General features: G+C 51.6%; 16 protein-coding genes. 5 read left to right on the top strand and 11 right to left on the bottom strand.

Annotation, left to right across the window (positions count from 1 at the left end):
- Positions 1 to 147: 147 nt before the first annotated feature.
- Positions 148 to 2,199: a lipase family protein gene (locus OGY37_RS10600; RefSeq protein WP_286620764.1), complete on the bottom strand. Its 2,052-nt coding sequence runs from the start codon at positions 2,197 to 2,199 to the stop codon at positions 148 to 150.
- A 184-nt stretch (positions 2,200 to 2,383) separates the two neighbouring features.
- Between OGY37_RS10600 and OGY37_RS10595 the strand changes: the two genes are divergently transcribed.
- The 4 genes from OGY37_RS10595 to OGY37_RS10580 all read left to right on the top strand — a co-directional run bounded on the left by OGY37_RS10595 (position 2,384) and on the right by OGY37_RS10580 (position 6,003).
- Positions 2,384 to 3,565 (top strand): MFS transporter, encoded by a 1,182-nt coding sequence (locus OGY37_RS10595; RefSeq protein ID WP_286620762.1) that lies wholly within the window; start codon positions 2,384 to 2,386, stop codon positions 3,563 to 3,565.
- A complete protein-coding gene (gene yidZ, locus OGY37_RS10590; RefSeq protein ID WP_286620760.1) occupies positions 3,534 to 4,493 on the top strand; it encodes an HTH-type transcriptional regulator YidZ in 960 nt (319 codons plus the stop codon). Before OGY37_RS10595 ends, yidZ begins: the two co-directional genes overlap by 32 nt.
- Positions 4,494 to 4,659: 166 nt before the next feature.
- Positions 4,660 to 5,406 (top strand): 4'-phosphopantetheinyl transferase family protein, encoded by a 747-nt coding sequence (locus OGY37_RS10585; RefSeq protein ID WP_003827048.1) that lies wholly within the window; start codon positions 4,660 to 4,662, stop codon positions 5,404 to 5,406.
- A 30-nt stretch (positions 5,407 to 5,436) separates the two neighbouring features.
- Positions 5,437 to 6,003 (top strand): NADPH-dependent FMN reductase, encoded by a 567-nt coding sequence (locus OGY37_RS10580; protein WP_003827046.1) that lies wholly within the window; start codon positions 5,437 to 5,439, stop codon positions 6,001 to 6,003.
- A gap of 56 nt (positions 6,004 to 6,059) precedes the next feature.
- Here the strand turns inward: OGY37_RS10580 and adeP are convergent, their stop codons facing one another.
- Positions 6,060 to 7,397 (bottom strand): adenine permease AdeP, encoded by a 1,338-nt coding sequence (adeP, locus tag OGY37_RS10575; protein WP_003827042.1) that lies wholly within the window; start codon positions 7,395 to 7,397, stop codon positions 6,060 to 6,062.
- A gap of 167 nt (positions 7,398 to 7,564) precedes the next feature.
- Here adeP and yieH point away from each other — a divergent pair, with 167 nt between their 5' ends.
- Positions 7,565 to 8,230, top strand: a complete 666-nt coding sequence (gene yieH, locus OGY37_RS10570) for a 6-phosphogluconate phosphatase (RefSeq protein ID WP_003827040.1) — start codon at positions 7,565 to 7,567, stop codon at positions 8,228 to 8,230.
- Positions 8,231 to 8,351: 121 nt separating this feature from the next.
- On the opposite strand, the gene phoU is transcribed toward yieH, so the two are convergent.
- From phoU to atpD, 9 genes are all read right to left on the bottom strand, one after another.
- Complete coding sequence (gene phoU / locus OGY37_RS10565) at positions 8,352 to 9,077, bottom strand: phosphate signaling complex protein PhoU (protein ID WP_003023824.1); 726 nt, start codon at positions 9,075 to 9,077, stop codon at positions 8,352 to 8,354.
- Positions 9,078 to 9,091: 14 nt separating this feature from the next.
- Positions 9,092 to 9,865, bottom strand: coding sequence for a phosphate ABC transporter ATP-binding protein PstB (gene pstB / locus OGY37_RS10560; RefSeq protein ID WP_003023821.1), 774 nt, complete (start codon positions 9,863 to 9,865; stop codon positions 9,092 to 9,094).
- 46 nt (positions 9,866 to 9,911) lie between these two features.
- Positions 9,912 to 10,802: a phosphate ABC transporter permease PstA gene (gene pstA, locus OGY37_RS10555; RefSeq protein ID WP_003827037.1), complete on the bottom strand. Its 891-nt coding sequence runs from the start codon at positions 10,800 to 10,802 to the stop codon at positions 9,912 to 9,914.
- The gene (gene pstC / locus OGY37_RS10550; protein WP_003827035.1) at positions 10,802 to 11,761 is read right to left on the bottom strand and encodes a phosphate ABC transporter permease PstC; all 960 of its coding nucleotides are present in this window, start codon (positions 11,759 to 11,761) and stop codon (positions 10,802 to 10,804) included. The genes pstA and pstC overlap by 1 nt, the downstream gene beginning before the upstream one ends.
- A 143-nt stretch (positions 11,762 to 11,904) precedes the next feature.
- On the bottom strand, positions 11,905 to 12,945 hold the full coding sequence (gene pstS / locus OGY37_RS10545; RefSeq protein WP_003827033.1) for a phosphate ABC transporter substrate-binding protein PstS: 1,041 nt from the start codon (positions 12,943 to 12,945) through the stop codon (positions 11,905 to 11,907).
- Positions 12,946 to 13,279: 334 nt separating this feature from the next.
- A complete protein-coding gene (gene glmS, locus OGY37_RS10540; RefSeq protein WP_003827031.1) occupies positions 13,280 to 15,109 on the bottom strand; it encodes a glutamine--fructose-6-phosphate transaminase (isomerizing) in 1,830 nt (609 codons plus the stop codon).
- Positions 15,110 to 15,349: 240 nt separating this feature from the next.
- Entirely contained in the window at positions 15,350 to 16,720 is a 1,371-nt protein-coding gene (gene glmU / locus OGY37_RS10535; RefSeq protein ID WP_003827028.1) for a bifunctional UDP-N-acetylglucosamine diphosphorylase/glucosamine-1-phosphate N-acetyltransferase GlmU, read from the bottom strand.
- A gap of 673 nt (positions 16,721 to 17,393) precedes the next feature.
- A complete protein-coding gene (locus tag OGY37_RS10530) occupies positions 17,394 to 17,813 on the bottom strand; it encodes a F0F1 ATP synthase subunit epsilon (RefSeq protein ID WP_003023809.1) in 420 nt (139 codons plus the stop codon).
- 20 nt (positions 17,814 to 17,833) lie between these two features.
- Positions 17,834 to 19,216: a F0F1 ATP synthase subunit beta gene (atpD, locus tag OGY37_RS10525; protein WP_003023806.1), complete on the bottom strand. Its 1,383-nt coding sequence runs from the start codon at positions 19,214 to 19,216 to the stop codon at positions 17,834 to 17,836.
- Positions 19,217 to 19,227: the final 11 nt, after the last annotated feature.

Raw genomic sequence — 19,227 nt, 5'->3', positions numbered from 1 at the left:
ATCTGCATCGGCATTAGAGTGATGCCCTCTGGCATCCGGAATGACACGCTGACACGTCGGGCATTATCAGGAGGGGAAAGCGTCTGATCTGTCTTATCTCTGCACCCACAAAGTAGTGCGATAGTTAACACAATGACGTTAATTCTATTAAAATAATTCAACGCTTTCCTCCGTCACCGCCGCGAAACGAGTCAGGGCATTGCGGCCAATTTCATCAGACTCCATGAGTTGCAGGGCTATCGGCAGTAAATCCTGAAGCATCAGAAATTCACGGTTACGCTGGATCTCATCCGGCTGCCCGTTACTGGATGCACTTTTCTCAACCTCATCGCGAAAGCGCATCCGCATTTCTTTTCTTCTCATCTTTAGCTCCGGATTTGCCAGTTCAAGCAGTTGATTATGGATGTAGGGCAAATAGCGGTGCGCCATCGAATGGTTTTGCGGGTCCGTACCTAAACCGTTCAGCGTTGGATTGGTATTTTTCGGAAAGGTCTTTGTCAGAGCATGCGGTGCGAGGCACTGGATGAACGTTTCCTGATGCTTACCGCTAGATTTCAGACATTCATCATTCAGAGAAGGAACCAGATATAGTTTCACCCCCACAAAATGGCGCGTGTAGATCTGTCCATCAAGTAGAGTTTTGTGGTTCGGGCTGGCAACCCGCATTGAACACTGCTCAGCCAAGAAAAAAACCACCGTTTTACCGTGATGCCAGTAAGGATCTTTTTTATCTACAAGTCCCACAGACTGATAAGTCAGATCCCGAACTGCACCCCCAAGACCGGCAGCAGTCGTCAGTGACCAGTCAAACCCCAGCTTGTCTCCCAGCAGTCCCCATTTCTTATAAAAAGCGTTATCCAAATCAGCATCCGGAGGGATTTGTGTAATTGAGTCATTGTCGTTAACGTGCCGGTAATGGGTAATGCTGTCCAGAAAAGATATGGCCGCACGGGTAAATGTACGCGGCATTCCGTAGGTATACAGTATGGGATGACTGACTTTCATCTCGGCAGCATAAAGTAATGCCAAAGCTCCCCCCAAGCTGTGACCACAAATAAATAGCGTCTTCGTTCCTTGCTCTAAAGCCCGATTAACCGCATTCAAATTATCCTCAAATTTCCTGTTGGCTAGCTCATAAGCCTCCAGAAATCCTCCATGAACATTTCCCGCCCCGGTCAGTTCCGGCAAACAACGTTTTGGTGCAAATGATAAATCAGTTAGCACATTCAACAGACTATCAGTCCCGCACCATGCAACCAGCACATGCGTGCCACATTCCACCGTAAAGAGCCGGGAGTCCCCCTCCGGTTGATCACTATCTTTCGTGCTCAGATACACTGGTGGGAGATAGCGGTCATGAAAAGGAACATCGACCGCCAACGTGTGGTACCAGGAAGGAAATTCAGCAAACTGAGGAATGCATGATAGATCCTGACACTTATTCCGGAAGAAATAGTTGATAGTTTTATTATCTTTTTCTGCCGCATAAACCAGGTCAGCCATAATACCGAGATTCAGTGCGTTGGCGAGGTCATAGTCTTTTGTGTCGTGCAATGCCAATACCCATGCCCGAAATGGACAGATTTCAATAACGTGTCTTTTTTCCAGTAACTCGCAGGGGATCTCCGTCCCCTTCAAGGAGCGATTCGGTGGGAAATGGAATTCCGGAGCCTCCGGTTCATCCCAGCCTTCAATCAACGGCAGGCGGTCGCATAACTCCCCGATAGTGACATAGTGATACACATGATTAGCCGCTTCTGTTATTTCCTGTACATTCGATCGCCAGCTATTGTCACGGAGGCCCGACCAGAACATATTTTTACTCTCTGGCTGGCTGTTAGGATTACGCCTGACGCCCAGTGGCCGCAGTGTCATCTCGTCAGCCAGTTGCTGCCCATCCGTCTTAACGTCTACAGTTATCCAGAAAAGATCATCAAACCGGACCAATCCTTGATTGTCGGTAACGCCCGCCGGAGGGTTGGGGGGAGGCGTTGGGCTGTAGCTGTTTTCATGCTGATGCCACACTGATGATGTCAGCGGACGATATTCCAGCCTGACATTAAGTCCGCATACAGGAATGTTGTTCTCATCGACGAACTGCAGTTCAAGCCAGTATTTATGCTGCTCTCCACGGCAGTAAACGATTTTTCCTTTCGGGTTTATACTCGTAACACAAGTATTATCACCAACTATTTCCACACCAATCCCTTTAACTTTGCATGGTTATATTTAATTCATCCTATCTCGCACATTTCTTAACCAATATAAATACATTCCGAATTAATAATAATTTCCTAACAGGAAATCACTGTTGTCCAAATGGCAACTCGTGCAGTTGACTCTCTGACCGTATGCTTAGCGCCACATTTCTTATGAGGTCGCTATGACACGCTTTCTAATCTGCAGTTTCGCCCTGGTTCTTCTTTATCCTGCCGGTATTGATATGTATCTGGTGGGGCTGCCCCGTATTGCTGCCGATTTACAGGCCAGCGAGGCGCAACTGCATATCGCGTTTTCGGTATATCTGGCAGGAATGGCGACGGCAATGCTGTTCGCCGGTAAAATTGCCGACCAGTCAGGTCGCAAACCGGTCGCCATAGTTGGCGCACTCATCTTTATTTTCGCCTCTGCACTATGTTCTTTCGCCGAAAGCGGTACGCCATTCCTCATAGGTCGTTTTATTCAGGGCGTAGGTGCGGGCTGTTGCTACGTGGTGGCTTTCGCTATCCTGCGCGACACACTCGACGATCGCCGTCGGGCGAAGGTACTATCGTTGTTGAACGGTATTACCTGTATCGTGCCGGTGCTGGCTCCGGTGATGGGGCATCTGATTATGCTCAAATTCCCGTGGCAGAGCCTGTTCTACACGATGATGGGTATGGGTGTTGCCGTTTGCCTGCTGTCGGTATTTGTCCTGCGAGAATCGCGCCCAGCAACGCTTATGGCGACGACGGAAAAGAACCACACACCCGAATCACTGGTAAACCGTTTTTTCTTAAGCCGTCTGGCCATTACCACCCTCAGCGTGTCGGTGATCCTGACCTTCGTGAACACATCTCCGGTGCTGCTGATGGAAGTGATGGGCTTCGACCGTGGTGAGTACGCTACCACGATGGCCATGACCGCAGGCATCAGTATGGCGGTCTCTTTCTCTACGCCATTTGCTCTGAGCGTATTTAAGCCTCGCGTTCTGATGCTGACCTCACAGGTGCTGTTTCTGTGTGCCGGCGTGGTGTTAACCCTTGCCACTTCACACGCAGTAACGCTTTTCGGGCTGACGTTAATCTGCGCTGGATTCTCGGTCGGCTTCGGTGTTGCGATGAGCCAGGCGCTTGGGCCGTTCTCGCTACGCGCGGGCGTCGCCAGCTCGGCATTAGGTATTGCGCAGGTTTGCGGTTCCTCGCTGTGGATTTGGCTGGCGGCGGTTCTTGGCCTTGATGCGCTGAATATGCTGATCGGGATTCTGATTGGCTGTAGCATAGTGAGTATCATGCTGATTATCACTGTTTCACCTAACCGGTCCGCGCCAACTCATGAAGAAATCCCTCAGCAGTCTCGATCTTAATTTATTGCTCTGCCTGCAGCTGTTGATGCAGGAACGCAGCGTCACTAAAACCGCCAAACGGATGAACGTCACGCCGTCGGCGGTCAGTAAGTCGCTGTCGAAGCTGCGGACCTGGTTTGATGATCCCTTGTTTGTGAACACCCCGCTGGGGCTATCGCCGACGCCGCTGATGGTCAGCATGGAGCAGAGCCTTGCTGAATGGATGCAGATGGGCAATCAGTTGCTCGATAAGCCGCACCATGAGTCTCCACGCGGGCTGAAGTTTGATCTGGCGGCCGAGACGCCGTTAGTGATGATCATGTTCAATGCGCTCTCCCAGCAGATTTATCAGCGCTATCCCCAGGCGACAATCAAAATACGTAACTGGGACTATGACTCGCTGGATGCCATTATTCGCGGTGAAGTGGATATTGGCTTTACCGGGCGCGAAAGCCATCCGCGTTCGCGCGAACTGCTGAGTTTGTTGCCATTGTCGATCGACCATGAAGTGCTGTTTTCCGATCTGCCCTGCGTCTGGCTACGTGAAGATCATCCCGCACTGCAGGAAGAGTGGAATCTGGACACCTTTCTGCGCTATCCGCACATCAGCATTAGCTGGGAGCAAAGCGATACATGGGCGCTGGATGAAGTCCTGCAAGAAATGGGACGCGCACGCAATATCGCGTTATGTCTGCCCGGTTTTGAGCAATCGCTGTTTATGGCCGCGCAGCCGGATCACGCGCTGATAGCCACCGCACCGGTCTATTGCCAGCGTTATAACCAACTCCACCAGCTTCCACTCGTTGCACGGCCGATGCCATTTGATACGGCGCAACTGGAAAAAATGCGCGTACCGTTCACTCTTCTTTGGCATAAACGCAACAGCCACAATCCTAAGATCATCTGGCTAAAAGACACGATCAAGGCGCTTTATCGCGATATCTCCTGACGATCCTTCATTTTGGTGTTGCTAAATCGACCATTCTGGCAACAGAAATGTAAATATCGCGTAATGTCTCCCATTTTCGCTTAGTTTTTGGGCAGCAAAGCCTGCCCGGAGGCCGTGTAAATGTTACTCTGGTAATAATCACGGACCATTAATCACGGAGCGACAAATGGCGACACATTTTGCCAGAGGGATTCTTACGGAGGGACACCTGGTTTCAGCTCGCCTCCCTTCTCCATGTCATATCGAAGCAAGAGATCTACCCGCTCATCGCCGGACACGTTTCCTGGCTTCCCGAAGTCTTCTCGCTGAACTGATGTTTATGCTTTACGGCACCAGCACGCTGCCCGAAATTGTTACTCAGGCCAAAGGTAAGCCCGTTTTTCGCGATAAGAACCTGCCGGGTTTTTCGATTTCCTATGCCGGGAATATCGTCGGCGTTGTGCTAACAACTGAAGGAACGTGCGGCCTGGATATGGAACTTCAGCGGGCCACCCGCGGGTTTCACAATCCAAATTCAGCGGAAACGTGGCGCTTCTCCAGTAACGAAAACCTGTGGATCAATAACCAAAACGATCCCAACGAAGCACGCGCGCAGCTCATTACATTGCGCCAGAGCGTACTCAAACTCACTGGCGATGTGTGCAATGACGATCCGCGTGAGCTCCAGCTTTTACCCGGCGCAGGGCGTCTGAAATGTGCCCATGTGGCGCAGGTTGAAGCCATTTGCGATGCGGAAGATGTACTGGTGTGGTCAGTTGCGGTTACGCCAACCATTGAAAAACTCAAGGTTTGGGAGTTTGATGGTAAACAGGACTGGAAAAGTTTGCCTGATATCCAGACTCGCGCCAATGAGCCAACGGGTCGTCTGATCCGGTTCTCTCAATTATGTGCAGCGAAGAGCCATACGCTTTGATTTAACCTTCATGATGAAACAGGAGCCACCATGTCTGAAACATTGAATGTTGTTACGTTACTGGGAAGTCTGCGCAAAGGTTCGTTTAATGGAATGGTTGCCCGTACGCTGCCCAAGATTGCTCCAGCGGGAATGGAAGTGAACGCGCTGCCGTCGATTGGTGATATCCCTCTGTACGATGCCGACCTCCAGCAGGAAGAAGGTTTTCCGGCCAGCGTAGAAGCGCTGGCTGAGCAAATCAGAAAGGCTGACGGTGTCGTCATCGTCACACCTGAATATAACTATTCTGTTCCGGGCGGACTGAAGAACGCCATCGACTGGCTGTCCCGACTGCCCGATCAGCCATTATCGGGTAAGCCGGTGCTGATCCAGACCAGTTCTATGGGCGCTATTGGCGGCGCGCGCTGCCAGTATCATCTGCGTCAGATCCTGGTATTCCTCGACGCCATGGTAATGAACAAGCCGGAATTTATGGGCGGCGTCATTCAGAACAAAGTAGACCCGCAGACAGGTGAAGTGATCGACCAAAGCACGCTGGACCATCTGACCGGTCAATTGACCGCATTTGGCGACTACATTCAGCGCGTGAAAGCGTAAAAGAAAAAGCCCGGCGATATGCCGGGCTTGTTTACATATGGGCAAATAAACAGCGATTAGTGCGCGTCGATAAACACAATCTTCAGCACAAACAGCAGCGCGACAATGATGACGCACGGGCTGAGATCGCGGAAACGTCCGGTACCAATCTTCATCACGCAATAAGAAATAAAGCCCAGTGCAATACCTTCGGTAATTGAGAAGCTAAAGGGCATCATCACGGCAGTAATAAACGCCGGAACCGCTTCTGTCAGGTCATCCCACTTCACGCGCGACAGGCTTGATGTCATCAGGACGCCAACGTAAATCAGCGCACCAGCGGCTGCATAACCCGGTACCATCCCCGCCAGCGGCGACAGGAAGATAACCAGCAGGAACAGCAGACCAACGACCACAGCGGTCAGACCGGTACGTCCACCGACCGAAACCCCGGAAGAAGATTCGATATACGCAGTAACGGAAGAAGTCCCGATAAACGCCCCGGTAACCGACGACACGCTATCCACATACAGCGCTTGCTTCATGCGCGGGAACTTGCCCTTCGCATCCGCCAGACCGGCTTTATCCGTAACGCCAATCAGCGTACCGGAGGAGTCGAACAGGTTAACCAGCATGAACGAGAAAATCACACCCGCCAGGCCAATGTTAAACGAACCGGCCAGGTCGACATGTCCGATAACAGACATCACGCTCGGTGGCGCAGAAACGATACCGTTGTAATGGACATCGCCCAGCATCCAGCCCAGTAGCGTGGTTACAATGATAGAAATCAGCACCGCCGCGTGAATGTTACGTGACGCCAGAATCGCGATGATAAAGAAGCCCAGGATACCGAGCAGTACACTGTGGGACGTCAGGTTACCGATAGACACCAGCGTGTCTTTGTTGGCGACGATAACACCGGCGTTTTTCAGCCCCATCATGCCGATGAACAGACCAATACCGCTGGTGATCCCCACACGCAGGCTAACCGGGATATTGGCAATCATCCAGTAACGAACGCGGAAAATCGTCAGCAGCAGCAGACCAACAGCGCCCCAGAAGATAGCGCCCATACCAATCTGCCATGACAGCCCCATCGCGCCAACGACCACGAAAGCGAAGAATGCGTTCAGGCCCATAGCAGGCGCAAGTGCGACCGGCAGGTTGGCAAACAGGCCCATCAGGATGCTACCAAATGCAGCAATAAGGCAGGTGGTAACAAAGACAGCGCTGGTATCCATGCCAGCCACGCCAAGAATTTGCGGGTTAACAAAAACGATATACACCATCGTCAGGAAGGTCGTTAAACCGGCGATCACTTCGGTCCGTGCCGTCGTGCCATGTTCGCGCAGTTTGAACACGCGTTCCAGCATCCCCTGGCCAGAAGCCTGGGTTGTGTGTTGTTGACTCATTATCAATTTCCGAACAAGGAGGGAAAATTCGTCGCTATCCTATACCAAAATGCGACAATAGGGTTGGGTTATGAGCAACTTTTTTCATTGATTTTGCTTATACGGCAACGATTGCGTCGCCCAATAATGCATTACGAAAACGTTAAACTTGTTAAAACGGAAATGACATGTCCCAGATAGAAGCCGTATTTTTTGACTGTGACGGTACCCTTGTCGACAGTGAAGTGATTTGTTCTCGCGCGTATGTCAGCATGTTCCAGGCGTTTGGCATTACGCTCGATCTTGAAGAAATTTTCAAACGCTTCAAGGGGGTAAAGCTGTACGAGATCATCGACATTATCAACGAAGAGCACGGTGTCGAACTGGCAAAAGCCGATTTAGAACCGGTTTACCGCGCTGAGGTCGCACGTCTGTTCGATACGGAACTGGAGGTGATTGCCGGTGCCAATGCGCTACTGGACAGCATGGCCGTACCAATGTGTGTGGTCTCTAACGGTCCAGTCAGCAAAATGCAGCATTCGCTGGGTAAGCTGGGCATGTTGCACCATTTCCCTGATTTACTGTTCAGCGGCTACGATATTCAGCGTTGGAAGCCCGATCCGGCCCTGATGTTCCATGCGGCGAAAGCGATGGACGTTAACGTTGAGAACTGCATTCTGGTTGATGATTCCAGCGCAGGTGCGCAGGCGGGGATTGCCGCCGGGATGGAAGTGTTCTACTTCTGCGCCGATCCGCATAACAAACCGATCGATCATCCAAAAGTGACGACGTTTACCGATCTGGCACAGTTGCCGGAATTGTGGAAGGCGCGGGGTTGGAATATCGTCGAATAAACAGTAGGCCCGATAAGTAAAGCGCCATCAGGCGAATGGCGCAGAATGCCGGATGCGGCGTAACACCTTATGCGGCCTACAATAGCGACGCCGGGGGAACCCGGCGAACGCAACAAGCTGCTTATTCCTTCGGATCTTTGCCCGCCAGCAGCTTATCCAGCTCATCGCCGCCCACGTGACGGAAGTCTTGTCCCTTCACGAAGTAGAAGATGTATTCGCAGATATTCTGGCAGCGGTCACCGATACGTTCGATGGAACGTGCGCAGAACAGCGCGGTCAGCACGCTTGGAATGGTACGTGGGTCTTCCATCATATAAGTCATCAGCTGACGCACGATGCCTTCATATTCCTGGTCAACTTTCTTATCTTCGCGATAAATACGTACTGCTTCGTCCAGATCCATACGTGCAAACGCATCCAGAACGTCATGCAGCATTTGTACGGTATGGCGGCCCAGTGATTCCAGGCTTACCAGCAGCGGCTGGTGCTGTTGCGAGAACTTCTCCAGCGCGGTACGGCAAATTTTGTCCGCCACGTCGCCAATACGTTCCAGCTCAGCGATGGTTTTGATAATCGCCATCACCAGACGCAGGTCGCTCGCTGTCGGTTGACGCTTGGCGATGATACGCACGCAGGCTTCGTCGATCGCCACTTCCATCATGTTGACGTTCTTATCGCCTTCAATGACGCGCTTCGCCAGCTCGCTGTCCTGGTTGTGCATCGCCGTGATTGCATCAGAAAGCTGCTGCTCGACCATGCCGCCCATGGTCATCACCTGGGTACGGATGCTTTCCAGCTCTGCATTGAACTGGCCGGAAATATGTTTATTAAGGTTAAGGTTATCCACAACAAGCTCCTGAATCAGCCGTAACGACCGGTGATGTAATCTTCAGTTTGTTTCTTCGCGGGCTTGGTGAACAGATCGTCCGTGTTGCTGAACTCAATCAACTCGCCCAGGTACATAAATGCCGTGTGATCGGAACAACGCGCAGCCTGCTGCATGTTGTGGGTAACGATAACAACGGTGTAATCCTCTTTCAGCTCAGTGATCAGCTCTTCGATACGCCCGGTAGAAATAGGGTCGAGCGCTGAACATGGCTCATCGAGCAGAAGCACTTCCGGGCGAATGGCGATACCACGCGCAATACACAGACGCTGCTGCTGACCACCCGAGAGAGAGTACCCGCTCTGGTGTAATTTATCTTTGGTTTCGTTCCACAATGCGGCCTTGGTCAATGCCCACTGCACACGCTCGTCCATATCCGCACGCGAGAGTTTCTCAAACAGACGTACGCCAAAAGCGATGTTGTCGTAGATGGACATCGGGAACGGCGTTGGCTTCTGGAATACCATGCCCACTTTGGCACGCAGCAGAGCGATATCCTGGGTATTGGTGAGAATATTGTCGCCATCCAGCAGGATTTCACCTTCCGCACGCTGCTCTGGGTACAGTTCAAACATTTTGTTGAACGTACGCAGCAGCGTCGATTTACCACAGCCTGACGGCCCGATAAACGCCGTTACCTGGTTTTTAGCAATATCCAGGTTGATGTTCTTCAGGGCATGGAATTTGCCATAGTAGAAGTTCAAATCACGAACCTGAATCTTACCCGGGGCAGTATCAACCATACTCATTTCAATCTCTTCCTCATTCGGCGCCGCATCAGCCACGCCGTAAAAATTAACCGTGTTTCTTCTTCGCGAAAATGACGCGCGCCAGAATGTTCAGCAGCAGTACGCACAGGGTAATAATCAGTACCCCGGCCCAGGCCAGTTGCTGCCACTCAGCAAACGGGCTCATCGCAAACTTAAAGATAGTGACCGGCAGGTTGGCGATAGGCTGCATCATGTCGGTGCTCCAGAACTGATTGGAGAGCGACGTAAACAGCAGCGGAGCCGTTTCACCTGCGATACGAGCAATCGCTAACAGAACGCCTGTAATGATCCCCGAGACAGACGCCTTCAGGGTGATCGCAGAAATCATCTTCCATTTCGGCGTACCCAGTGCATAGGCAGCTTCACGCAGGCTATCCGGCACCAGCTTGAGCATGTTCTCCGTGGTACGAATAACAATGGGCACCTGCAGCAGCGCCAGCGCGATAACGCCCGCCCAGCCAGAGAAGTGTTCCATTTTTGCTACCACGATGGTGTAAACGAACAGACCGACCACGATTGATGGTGCAGACAGCAGAATGTCGTTGATAAAGCGGATAACTTCAGCCAGCCAGGACTTACGTCCGTACTCTGCCAGGTAGATACCCGCCATAATGCCAAGCGGTGTACCAAACACGGTCGCCCACAGAATTAACAGTCCGCTACCGGCCAGGGCGTTCGCCAGACCACCACCCGCTGTATTCGGCGGAGGCGTCATTTCTGTGAACAGCGCCAGCGACATACCGTCAATACCACGGGTGATCGTGGACATCAGGATCCAAATGAGCCAGAACAGACCGAACGCCATGGTCGCCATAGAGAGCGTCAGCGCGATGCGGTTCTTCAGACGGCGACGTGCCTGCATTTTACGGCGGGACTCCGCCAGCGCAGTGGTGTTTTGCATTTCAAGCGTAGCCATTAGCGTGCCCCCTCGTTCTTCGCAAGGCGCATGATCATGAACTTAGACGCCGCCAGTACGATGAAGGTGATCACAAACAGAATCAGACCCAGTTCCATCAACGCAGCAACGTGCAGGCCAGATTCCGCTTCGGCAAATTCATTCGCCAGCGCAGAGGTAATACTGTTGCCCGGCATGTACAGCGAGGCGCTATCGAGCTGGTAGGTGTTACCAATGATAAAGGTCACCGCCATGGTTTCCCCCAGCGCGCGGCCCAGACCCAGCATCACACCGCCGATCACACCATTTTTGGTGAACGGCAGGACGATACGCCAGATAACTTCCCAAGTGGTACAGCCGATGCCGTAGGCTGACTCTTTCATAAGCACCGGCGTTTGTTCGAACACATCACGCATAACCGCAGCAATGTACGGAATGATCATGATAGCGAGGATCACACCAGCCGCCAGAATACCGATACCAAACGCCGGGCCGGCAAACAATGCGCCAACAAACGGAATGTTGGAAAGGATGTTCCCGACCGGCTCCTGGAAGTAAGTCGCAAACAGCGGGGCAAAGATAAACAGGCCCCACATGCCGTATACAATACTCGGAATTGCTGCCAGCAGTTCAATAGCGATACCCAACGGGCGACGCAGCCAGCCAGGTGCAAGTTCAGTCAGGAACAGCGCAATGCCGAAACTCACCGGAACGGCAATCAGCAATGCAATAAACGAGGTGACCAGCGTACCGTAAATAGGTACCAGCGCGCCGTAGATATCGTTCGGCGCATCCCAGTCTTTGGTCCACAAAAAGGAGAAACCAAATTTCTGTATGCTTGGCCAGGAGGAGATAACCAGAGAGACAATAATGCCACCCAACATCAATAGCACAATCAGCGCAGCCAGTTTTACCAGCACGCTGAATATCATGTCACCCTTTTTACCCGGTGGGTTAAAAGCAGGCTTGGTTGCAGCCATAAATCACTCTTTAAGTTAAACGCGTTTACGAAATTGCCCTGCCGGATGGCGCTACGCTTATCCGGCCTACAAATTGGGCCTACAGTCGGAACTGTAGGGCGGATAAGCGTAGCGCCATCCGCCAACTCGTTAAAGATATTCTATTAGTACAGCGCTTTACCGCTGCTGTCTTTCACGTTGGTCTTCCATGCAGCACGAATCTGCTCAACCACGCTGTCCGGCAGGCTGGCGTAATCCAGGTCATTAGCCTGTTTGCCACCATTTTTGTATGCCCAGTCGAAGAATTTCAGCACTTCAACGCCCTGCTCAGGCTTCTTCTGCTCTTTATGGACCAGGATGAAGGTGGTGGAAGTGATTGGCCACGCATCGTCACCTTTCTGGTTAGTCAGATCCTGAGCGAAGGTTTTGCTCCAGTCAGCGCCTTTAGCGGCGTTGGCAAAGTTTTCTTCGGTCGGGCTTACCGGTTTGCCATCAGCAGAGACCAGCTTGGTGTACGCCAGGTTGTTCTGCTTAGCGTAAGCGTACTCAACGTAACCGATAGAACCCGGCAGACGCTGTACGAACGCGGCGATACCGTCGTTACCTTTACCGCCCAGACCGGTCGGCCAGTTAACGGTAGAGCCGGAACCAATTTTAGATTTCCACTCTTCGTTCACTTTCGCCAGGTAGCTAGTGAAGACAAAGGAAGTACCAGAACCATCAGCGCGACGCACAACGGCGATATTTTGCGAAGGCAGCTTCAGACCTGGGTTCAGTTTGGTGATGGCTTCGTCATCCCACTTCTTAATTTTACCGAGGTAGATGTCGCCCAGCGTTTTACCGTCAAGCACCAGCTCGCCGGATTTCAGTCCAGGGATATTCACCGCCAGCACCACACCGCCGATAACGGTCGGGAACTGGAACAGGCCTTCTTGTGCCAGTTTCTCGTCAGACAGCGGTGCATCAGAAGCGCCGAAATCAACGGTATTGGCCGTAATTTGTTTTACACCACCGGAGGAGCCGATACCCTGGTAGTTTACTTTGCTACCGGTCTCTTTCTGATAGGTATCTGCCCATTTGGCATACACTGGCGCAGGGAAGGTTGCACCTGCACCTGTCAGGCTCGCTGCTGCAAACGCAGAGAACGCGCTCATGGATAAGGTCGCGGCGACAACAGTTGCGACAGTGGTACGCATAACTTTCATAATGTCTCCTGCACGGTTTTCGTAAATTGTTGTTTGAGTTGCTACTGTGAGCAAAATAGGACAAACAGGTGACAGTTAAATGTACGAAATATGACAGTTTTATGACAATGAAAAATACGGAAAGCTATTTATCTAAAAATACATTTAAAACAAAACGTTAACTATTACCATGACAATAATATTTCGCTAAAATTTTCTTTTTATGACACTGCAAACAGTAGCTGAAGATGACGGTTTGTCACATAAAACAGGCGGGATAATTGATTAAAAACAGAACAAGTTTAAAAAAATGCCCCGCTTATAGCAGGGCATTTTCAGTTCAGTAAGGTACGGATTACTCTACGGTAACCGACTTAGCCAGGTTACGCGGCTGATCCACATCGGTGCCTTTAATCAGCGCCACATGATACGCCAGCAGCTGCAGCGGAACGGTGTAGAAGATCGGTGCAATAACCTCTTCCACATGCGGCATCTCAATGATGTGCATGTTTTCGCTGCTGGTAAAGCCAGCATCCTGGTCAGCAAAGACGTACAGCTGACCGCCACGGGCGCGAACTTCTTCAATGTTGGACTTCAGTTTTTCCAGCAGTTCGTTGTTCGGCGCGACTACGATAACCGGCATATCGGCATCAATCAGCGCCAGCGGACCGTGTTTCAGTTCGCCTGCGGCATAAGCTTCAGCGTGAATATAAGAGATCTCTTTCAGCTTCAGCGCGCCTTCCAGCGCAATCGGGTACTGATCGCCACGGCCCAGGAACAGCGCATGGTGTTTATCAGAGAAACCTTCAGCCAGAGCGGCAATGCGTTTGTCCTGAGACAGCATCTGCTCAATACGGCTCGGCAGCGCCTGCAGACCGTGAACGATTTCCTGCTCAATAGCCACATCCAGGCCTTTCAGACGAGACAGTTTCGCCACCAGCATCAGCAGAACGGTCAGCTGAGTGGTAAATGCTTTCGTGGAGGCCACGCCGATTTCGGTACCAGCATTGGTCATCATCGCCAGGTCGGATTCGCGCACCAGAGAAGAGCCCGGTACGTTACAAATAGCCAACGAGCCCAGATAGCCCAACTCTTTGGATAAGCGCAGACCCGCCAGGGTATCTGCCGTTTCACCTGACTGGGAAAGGGTGATCATCAGGCTGTTACGACGCACGGCGGATTTGCGATAGCGGAATTCGGAAGCAATTTCGACATCACAAGGAATGCCAGCCAGCGATTCAAACCAGTAGCGGGACACCATACCGGAGTTGTACGACGTACCACAGGCGATAATCTGGATATGCTCAACCTGAGACAGCAGCTCGTTGGCATGCGAACCCAGCTCGCTTAAATCCACTTCACCGTGGCTGATACGGCCGGTCAGCGTGTTTTTAATTGCGTTCGGCTGTTCGTAGATCTCTTTCTGCATGTAGTGGCGATAAATACCTTTTTCGCCCGCATCGTATTGCAGATTAGATTCGATATCCTGACGTTTCACTTCCGCGCCAGACTTGTCGAAAATAGAGACCGAACGACGGGTCACTTCCGCGATATCGCCCTCTTCCAGGAAGATGAAGCGACGGGTTACCGGCAGCAGTGCCAGCTGATCGGAAGCGATAAAGTTCTCACCCATACCCAGACCAATCACCAGCGGGCTGCCAGAACGGGCCGCCAGCAGGGTTTCCGGGTTACGGGTATCCATGATCACCGTGCCGTAGGCACCGCGCAGCTGCGGAATAGTACGCAGCACGGCTTCACGCAGCGTACCACCCTGTTCCAGCTCCCAGTGCACCAGGTGAGCAATCACTTCGGTGTCGGTTTCAGAAACAAAGGTGTAGCCACGCGTTTTCAACAGCTCACGCAGTGGTTCATGGTTTTCAATGATGCCGTTATGCACCACAACAATGTGTTCAGAAACATGGGGATGCGCGTTCGCTTCTGAAGGTTCACCGTGTGTCGCCCAGCGGGTGTGAGCAATACCAGTACCACCATGCAGCGGATGTTCTTCCGCAGCAGCAGTCAGCATCTGCACTTTACCCAGACGACGCAGGCGGGTCATGTTGCCTTCAGCATCGACAACGGCCAGACCAGCAGAGTCATAACCACGATATTCCAGACGACGTAAACCTTCGAGAAGGATTTCAGCTACATCACGCTGCGCGATAGCGCCAACAATTCCACACATATTTTTTGATTCCGAATTTAGGCATTGTGCCTGTCGTTGTCGGTCAACCTGATACCCGTATTCCGGGCGCCCCGAGCCTTGTAGAGAGTGGGGTTATTTTTATAGGTACTGCTTGTTGAGCGGAGGATTATATTATCCCCTCATCTCTTGTCTGCCTGATGGCGCTCACGGTTATCAGGCCTACAGAACGTCACCGCACGTAGGCCGGATAAGGCAAAGCCGCCATCCGGCAAAAATAAATTACTTCTTCTTCACCGGACGCTGCCAGCCCTGTTTATGAACCTGAGGTACACGGCTTAATACCAGTTCATTATCGGCGACATTACGCGTTACGGTGGTTCCGGCGGCAATCGTCGCACCTTTACCCACGGTGACAGGCGCCACCAGCTGAGTATCAGAACCCACAAACACATCATCACCAATAATGGTTTTAAACTTATTGGCACCATCGTAGTTGCAGGTGATCGTACCCGCGCCGATATTCACGTTATCGCCAATTTCCGCATCGCCCAGATAGGTCAAATGACCAGCTTTAGAGCCTTTACCCAGACGCGCTTTTTTCATTTCGACGAAGTTACCCACGTGTGCGCCTTCCTGCAGCTCAGCACCCGGGCGCAGACGCGCGAATGGACCGATGGTGCAAGCGGCTTCCAGATGGGCATCTTCCACCACACTGTACGGGCTAAGCTCACAACCCTCACCAATCACGCTGTTTTTGATGATGCAGCCAGCGCCAATCTTGACGCGATCCCCAACGGTTACGTTACCTTCAATGATAACGTTAGTATCAATTTCAACATCGCGCCCGTGAATCAGCGTACCGCGAAGATCAAAACGTGCAGGATCGCGCAGCATCACGCCCGCCAGCAGCAGTTTTTCTGCCTGCTCGGACTGATACACACGTTCCAGACGGGATAACTGAAGGCGGTTATTTACCCCTTCCGTTTCACTGATTCGTGCCGGATGTACCGCAGCAATTTCACGTCCTTCCTGATACGCCATCGCGATGATATCGGTGATGTAGTATTCACCCTGCACGTTGTTGTTGGTCAGTTTAGACAGCCAACGCTTCATGTCAGCGCCGTTGGCAATCAGAATGCCTGTGTTGATTTCCTGGATTTGACGCTGCTCGTCAGTTGCATCTTTGTGCTCGACGATCCCTGTGACGTTACCGTTTTCGCGCGTAATACGCCCATAGCCGGAAGGGTCGTCCAGTTTTACCGTTAACAAACCGATACCACCCTGCGGTTTGGCTTCACGCAGGCGACGTAAGGTATCGGTAGAGATCAGCGGCACATCGCCATAGAGCATTAAAATGTCTTCGTCATCACTAAAGAATGGCGCCGCCTGCTGCATTGCATGGCCGGTACCCAACTGCTCAGCCTGCAGAACCCAATTCAGATTGCCATCTTTCAGCGTTTGCTTAAGCAGATCGCCACCGTGTCCGTAGACAAGGTGTACATGAGTCGCACCTAATTCATTAGCTGCATCAATGACATGCTGAACCATCGGCTTTCCTGCGAGGGTGTGCAGCACTTTAGGAAGATCGGAATACATACGCGTGCCTTTGCCTGCGGCAAGGATCACAACGCTCATAGCATTATTCAACATACACGTCCTGACTGTAATTTGAGAACGAATTTATACCGTTTCACATTGAAAATACTACATTTTTTTCAGCGTGAAATGGACCGAGGATAAAACGTTCAACAGGGGGGATTCCCCATCTGATAACTCACTATTTTCGTCTATATCTGCGTCTTTTGTCTCCCAAAAACCAGGAGTCTGCTCTTATTAAAGCCTTAGGTTAATGTTTTTGCTATTTTTTTACCGCATGAATAAAGCATTACATCAGCATAGAACGATTTTATTTATGTGATTCAGTGAGAAGCAGAAAAATGGATTGGGAAAATTGAGGGGAGGAATGATAGAGAACGAATGATACAGCGAAGGAGGGGGGATTTAATAACGATGGCGCTAGCTGATAACCGTATTAAGCATCGCGCCACAGAGCAGGTAGGGAACGACTAAACGTCCATGCTGCTGAAAAGGGCGATGATCTTGTTAAACAATTTCATGTTGGTATCCTGTTTTTATCTGAATTAATTTTGTGACACACATCACATAAAAAGAGTCTACGCCTCATTTTTTAACCGATCAACATTTTTTGTGATGTAAATCACAAAATAATAAAACAGCTTTTTAGTTCCACTTTTACTGAAACAAATCCATAAAAAAAGCCAGCCTGGAAACCAGACTGGCCTTTGTGCTTTTCAAGCCGGTGTTACATCGCTTTTTTGGTCAACTCGATAACGCGCAGTTTCGCGATCGCTTTGGCCAGTTCCGCAGATGCCTGAGCGTAATCCACGTCACCATGAGAGCTCTTAATGTGCTCTTCAGCCTTACGCTTCGCTTCCAGGGCTCTCGCTTCATCGAGATCCTGTCCGCGAATCGCGGTATCAGCCAGTACGGTCACACTGCCAGGCTGCACTTCGAGAATGCCGCCGGACAGATAGATAAACTCTTCATGACCGAACTGTTTAACGATGCGGATCATACCAGGCTTAATGGCGGTGAGCAGCGGTGCGTGACCCGGGAAAATACCCAGTTCACCTTCACTACCCGTTACCTGGATTTTCTCGACCAGACCAGAGAACATTTGTTGCTCTGCGCTGACGACGTCCAGGTGGTAAGTCATTGCCATATCACCCTCCGATTAAGGCGTTAAAGTTTTTTGGCTTTTTCCACGGCTTCGTCGATAGAACCAACCATGTAGAACGCCTGCTCTGGCAGGTGGTCGTATTCGCCTTCCATGATGCCTTTAAAGCCACGGATGGTGTCTTTCAGGGAAACGTATTTACCCGGAGAACCGGTGAATACTTCCGCAACGAAGAACGGCTGGGACAGGAAGCGCTGGATCTTACGCGCACGTGCTACCACCAGTTTATCTTCTTCAGACAGTTCATCCATACCCAGGATGGCGATGATGTCTTTCAGTTCCTGATAACGCTGCAGCAGGGACTGTACGCCACGCGCGGTGTCGTAGTGTTCCTGACCAACAACCAGCGGATCCAACTGACGGCTGGTGGAGTCCAGCGGGTCAACTGCCGGGTAGATACCCAGAGAAGCGATCTGACGGCTCAGTACCACGGTTGCATCCAAGTGAGCAAAGGTGGTTGCTGGGGACGGGTCAGTCAAGTCATCCGCAGGTACGTATACCGCCTGAACGGAGGTGATAGAACCGGTTTTGGTAGAGGTGATACGTTCCTGAAGAACACCCATCTCTTCCGCCAGGGTCGGCTGGTAGCCTACCGCTGATGGCATACGACCCAGCAGTGCAGATACTTCTGTACCGGCCAGGGTGTAACGGTAGATGTTATCAACGAACAGCAGAACGTCACGACCTTCGTCACGGAACTTCTCAGCCATGGTCAGACCGGTCAGTGCAACGCGCAGACGGTTTCCCGGCGGCTCGTTCATCTGGCCATATACCAGGGATACTTTGTCCAGTACGTTGGAGTCGGTCATTTCGTGGTAGAAGTCGTTACCCTCACGAGTACGTTCACCTACGCCCGCAAACACGGAGTAACCGGAGTGTTCGATCGCGATGTTACGGATCAGCTCCATCATGTTTACGGTTTTACCTACACCCGCACCACCGAACAGACCGACTTTACCGCCCTTAGCGAACGGACACATCAGGTCGATAACTTTGATGCCGGTTTCCAGCAGTTCCTGAGAGCTGGACAGCTCTTCGTAGGAAGGTGCTGCGCGGTGGATAGCCCAACGCTCTTCTTCACCGATATCGCCTTTCATGTCGATCGGGTGACCCAGGACGTTCATGATACGACCCAGGGTTGCTTTACCTACCGGGACTTCGATCGGGTGTTCGAGGTCTTTAACTTCCAGACCACGACGCAGACCGTCGGAAGAACCCATGGCGATGGTACGTACGATACCGCCGCCGAGCTGCTGCTGAACTTCCAGCACCAGGCTCTCTTTACCATTCATAACCTCAAGAGCATCGTACACGCGCGGTACGGCATCCTGAGGGAATTCGACGTCAACCACGGCGCCGATTACCTGGACAATTTTTCCAGTAGCCATCTTGAATCCTC

Source organism: Citrobacter sp. Cpo030, assembly GCF_030333005.1.
GTDB classification, from domain to species: Bacteria; Pseudomonadota; Gammaproteobacteria; order Enterobacterales; family Enterobacteriaceae; genus Citrobacter; species Citrobacter portucalensis.
This window is presented reverse-complemented; position numbering and strand designations above follow the sequence as displayed.

Excerpts from the sequence above, each read along its gene's own strand:
- OGY37_RS10580 (WP_003827046.1), top strand. The coding sequence starts at position 5,437 with ATGTCTGAAACATTGAATGTTGTTACGTTACTGGGAAGTCTGCGCAAA.
- adeP (WP_003827042.1), bottom strand. The coding sequence starts at position 7,397 with ATGAGTCAACAACACACAACCCAGGCTTCTGGCCAGGGGATGCTGGAA.
- OGY37_RS10595 (WP_286620762.1), top strand. The coding sequence starts at position 2,384 with ATGACACGCTTTCTAATCTGCAGTTTCGCCCTGGTTCTTCTTTATCCT.
- pstB (WP_003023821.1), bottom strand. The coding sequence starts at position 9,865 with ATGAGTATGGTTGATACTGCCCCGGGTAAGATTCAGGTTCGTGATTTG.
- pstS (WP_003827033.1), bottom strand. The coding sequence starts at position 12,945 with ATGAAAGTTATGCGTACCACTGTCGCAACTGTTGTCGCCGCGACCTTA.
- OGY37_RS10585 (WP_003827048.1), top strand. The coding sequence starts at position 4,660 with ATGGCGACACATTTTGCCAGAGGGATTCTTACGGAGGGACACCTGGTT.
- atpD (WP_003023806.1), bottom strand. The coding sequence starts at position 19,216 with ATGGCTACTGGAAAAATTGTCCAGGTAATCGGCGCCGTGGTTGACGTC.
- pstC (WP_003827035.1), bottom strand. The coding sequence starts at position 11,761 with ATGGCTGCAACCAAGCCTGCTTTTAACCCACCGGGTAAAAAGGGTGAC.
- yieH (WP_003827040.1), top strand. The coding sequence starts at position 7,565 with ATGTCCCAGATAGAAGCCGTATTTTTTGACTGTGACGGTACCCTTGTC.
- OGY37_RS10530 (WP_003023809.1), bottom strand. The coding sequence starts at position 17,813 with ATGGCAATGACTTACCACCTGGACGTCGTCAGCGCAGAGCAACAAATG.
- glmU (WP_003827028.1), bottom strand. The coding sequence starts at position 16,720 with ATGTTGAATAATGCTATGAGCGTTGTGATCCTTGCCGCAGGCAAAGGC.
- glmS (WP_003827031.1), bottom strand. The coding sequence starts at position 15,109 with ATGTGTGGAATTGTTGGCGCTATCGCGCAGCGTGATGTAGCTGAAATC.
- pstA (WP_003827037.1), bottom strand. The coding sequence starts at position 10,802 with ATGGCTACGCTTGAAATGCAAAACACCACTGCGCTGGCGGAGTCCCGC.
- yidZ (WP_286620760.1), top strand. The coding sequence starts at position 3,534 with ATGAAGAAATCCCTCAGCAGTCTCGATCTTAATTTATTGCTCTGCCTG.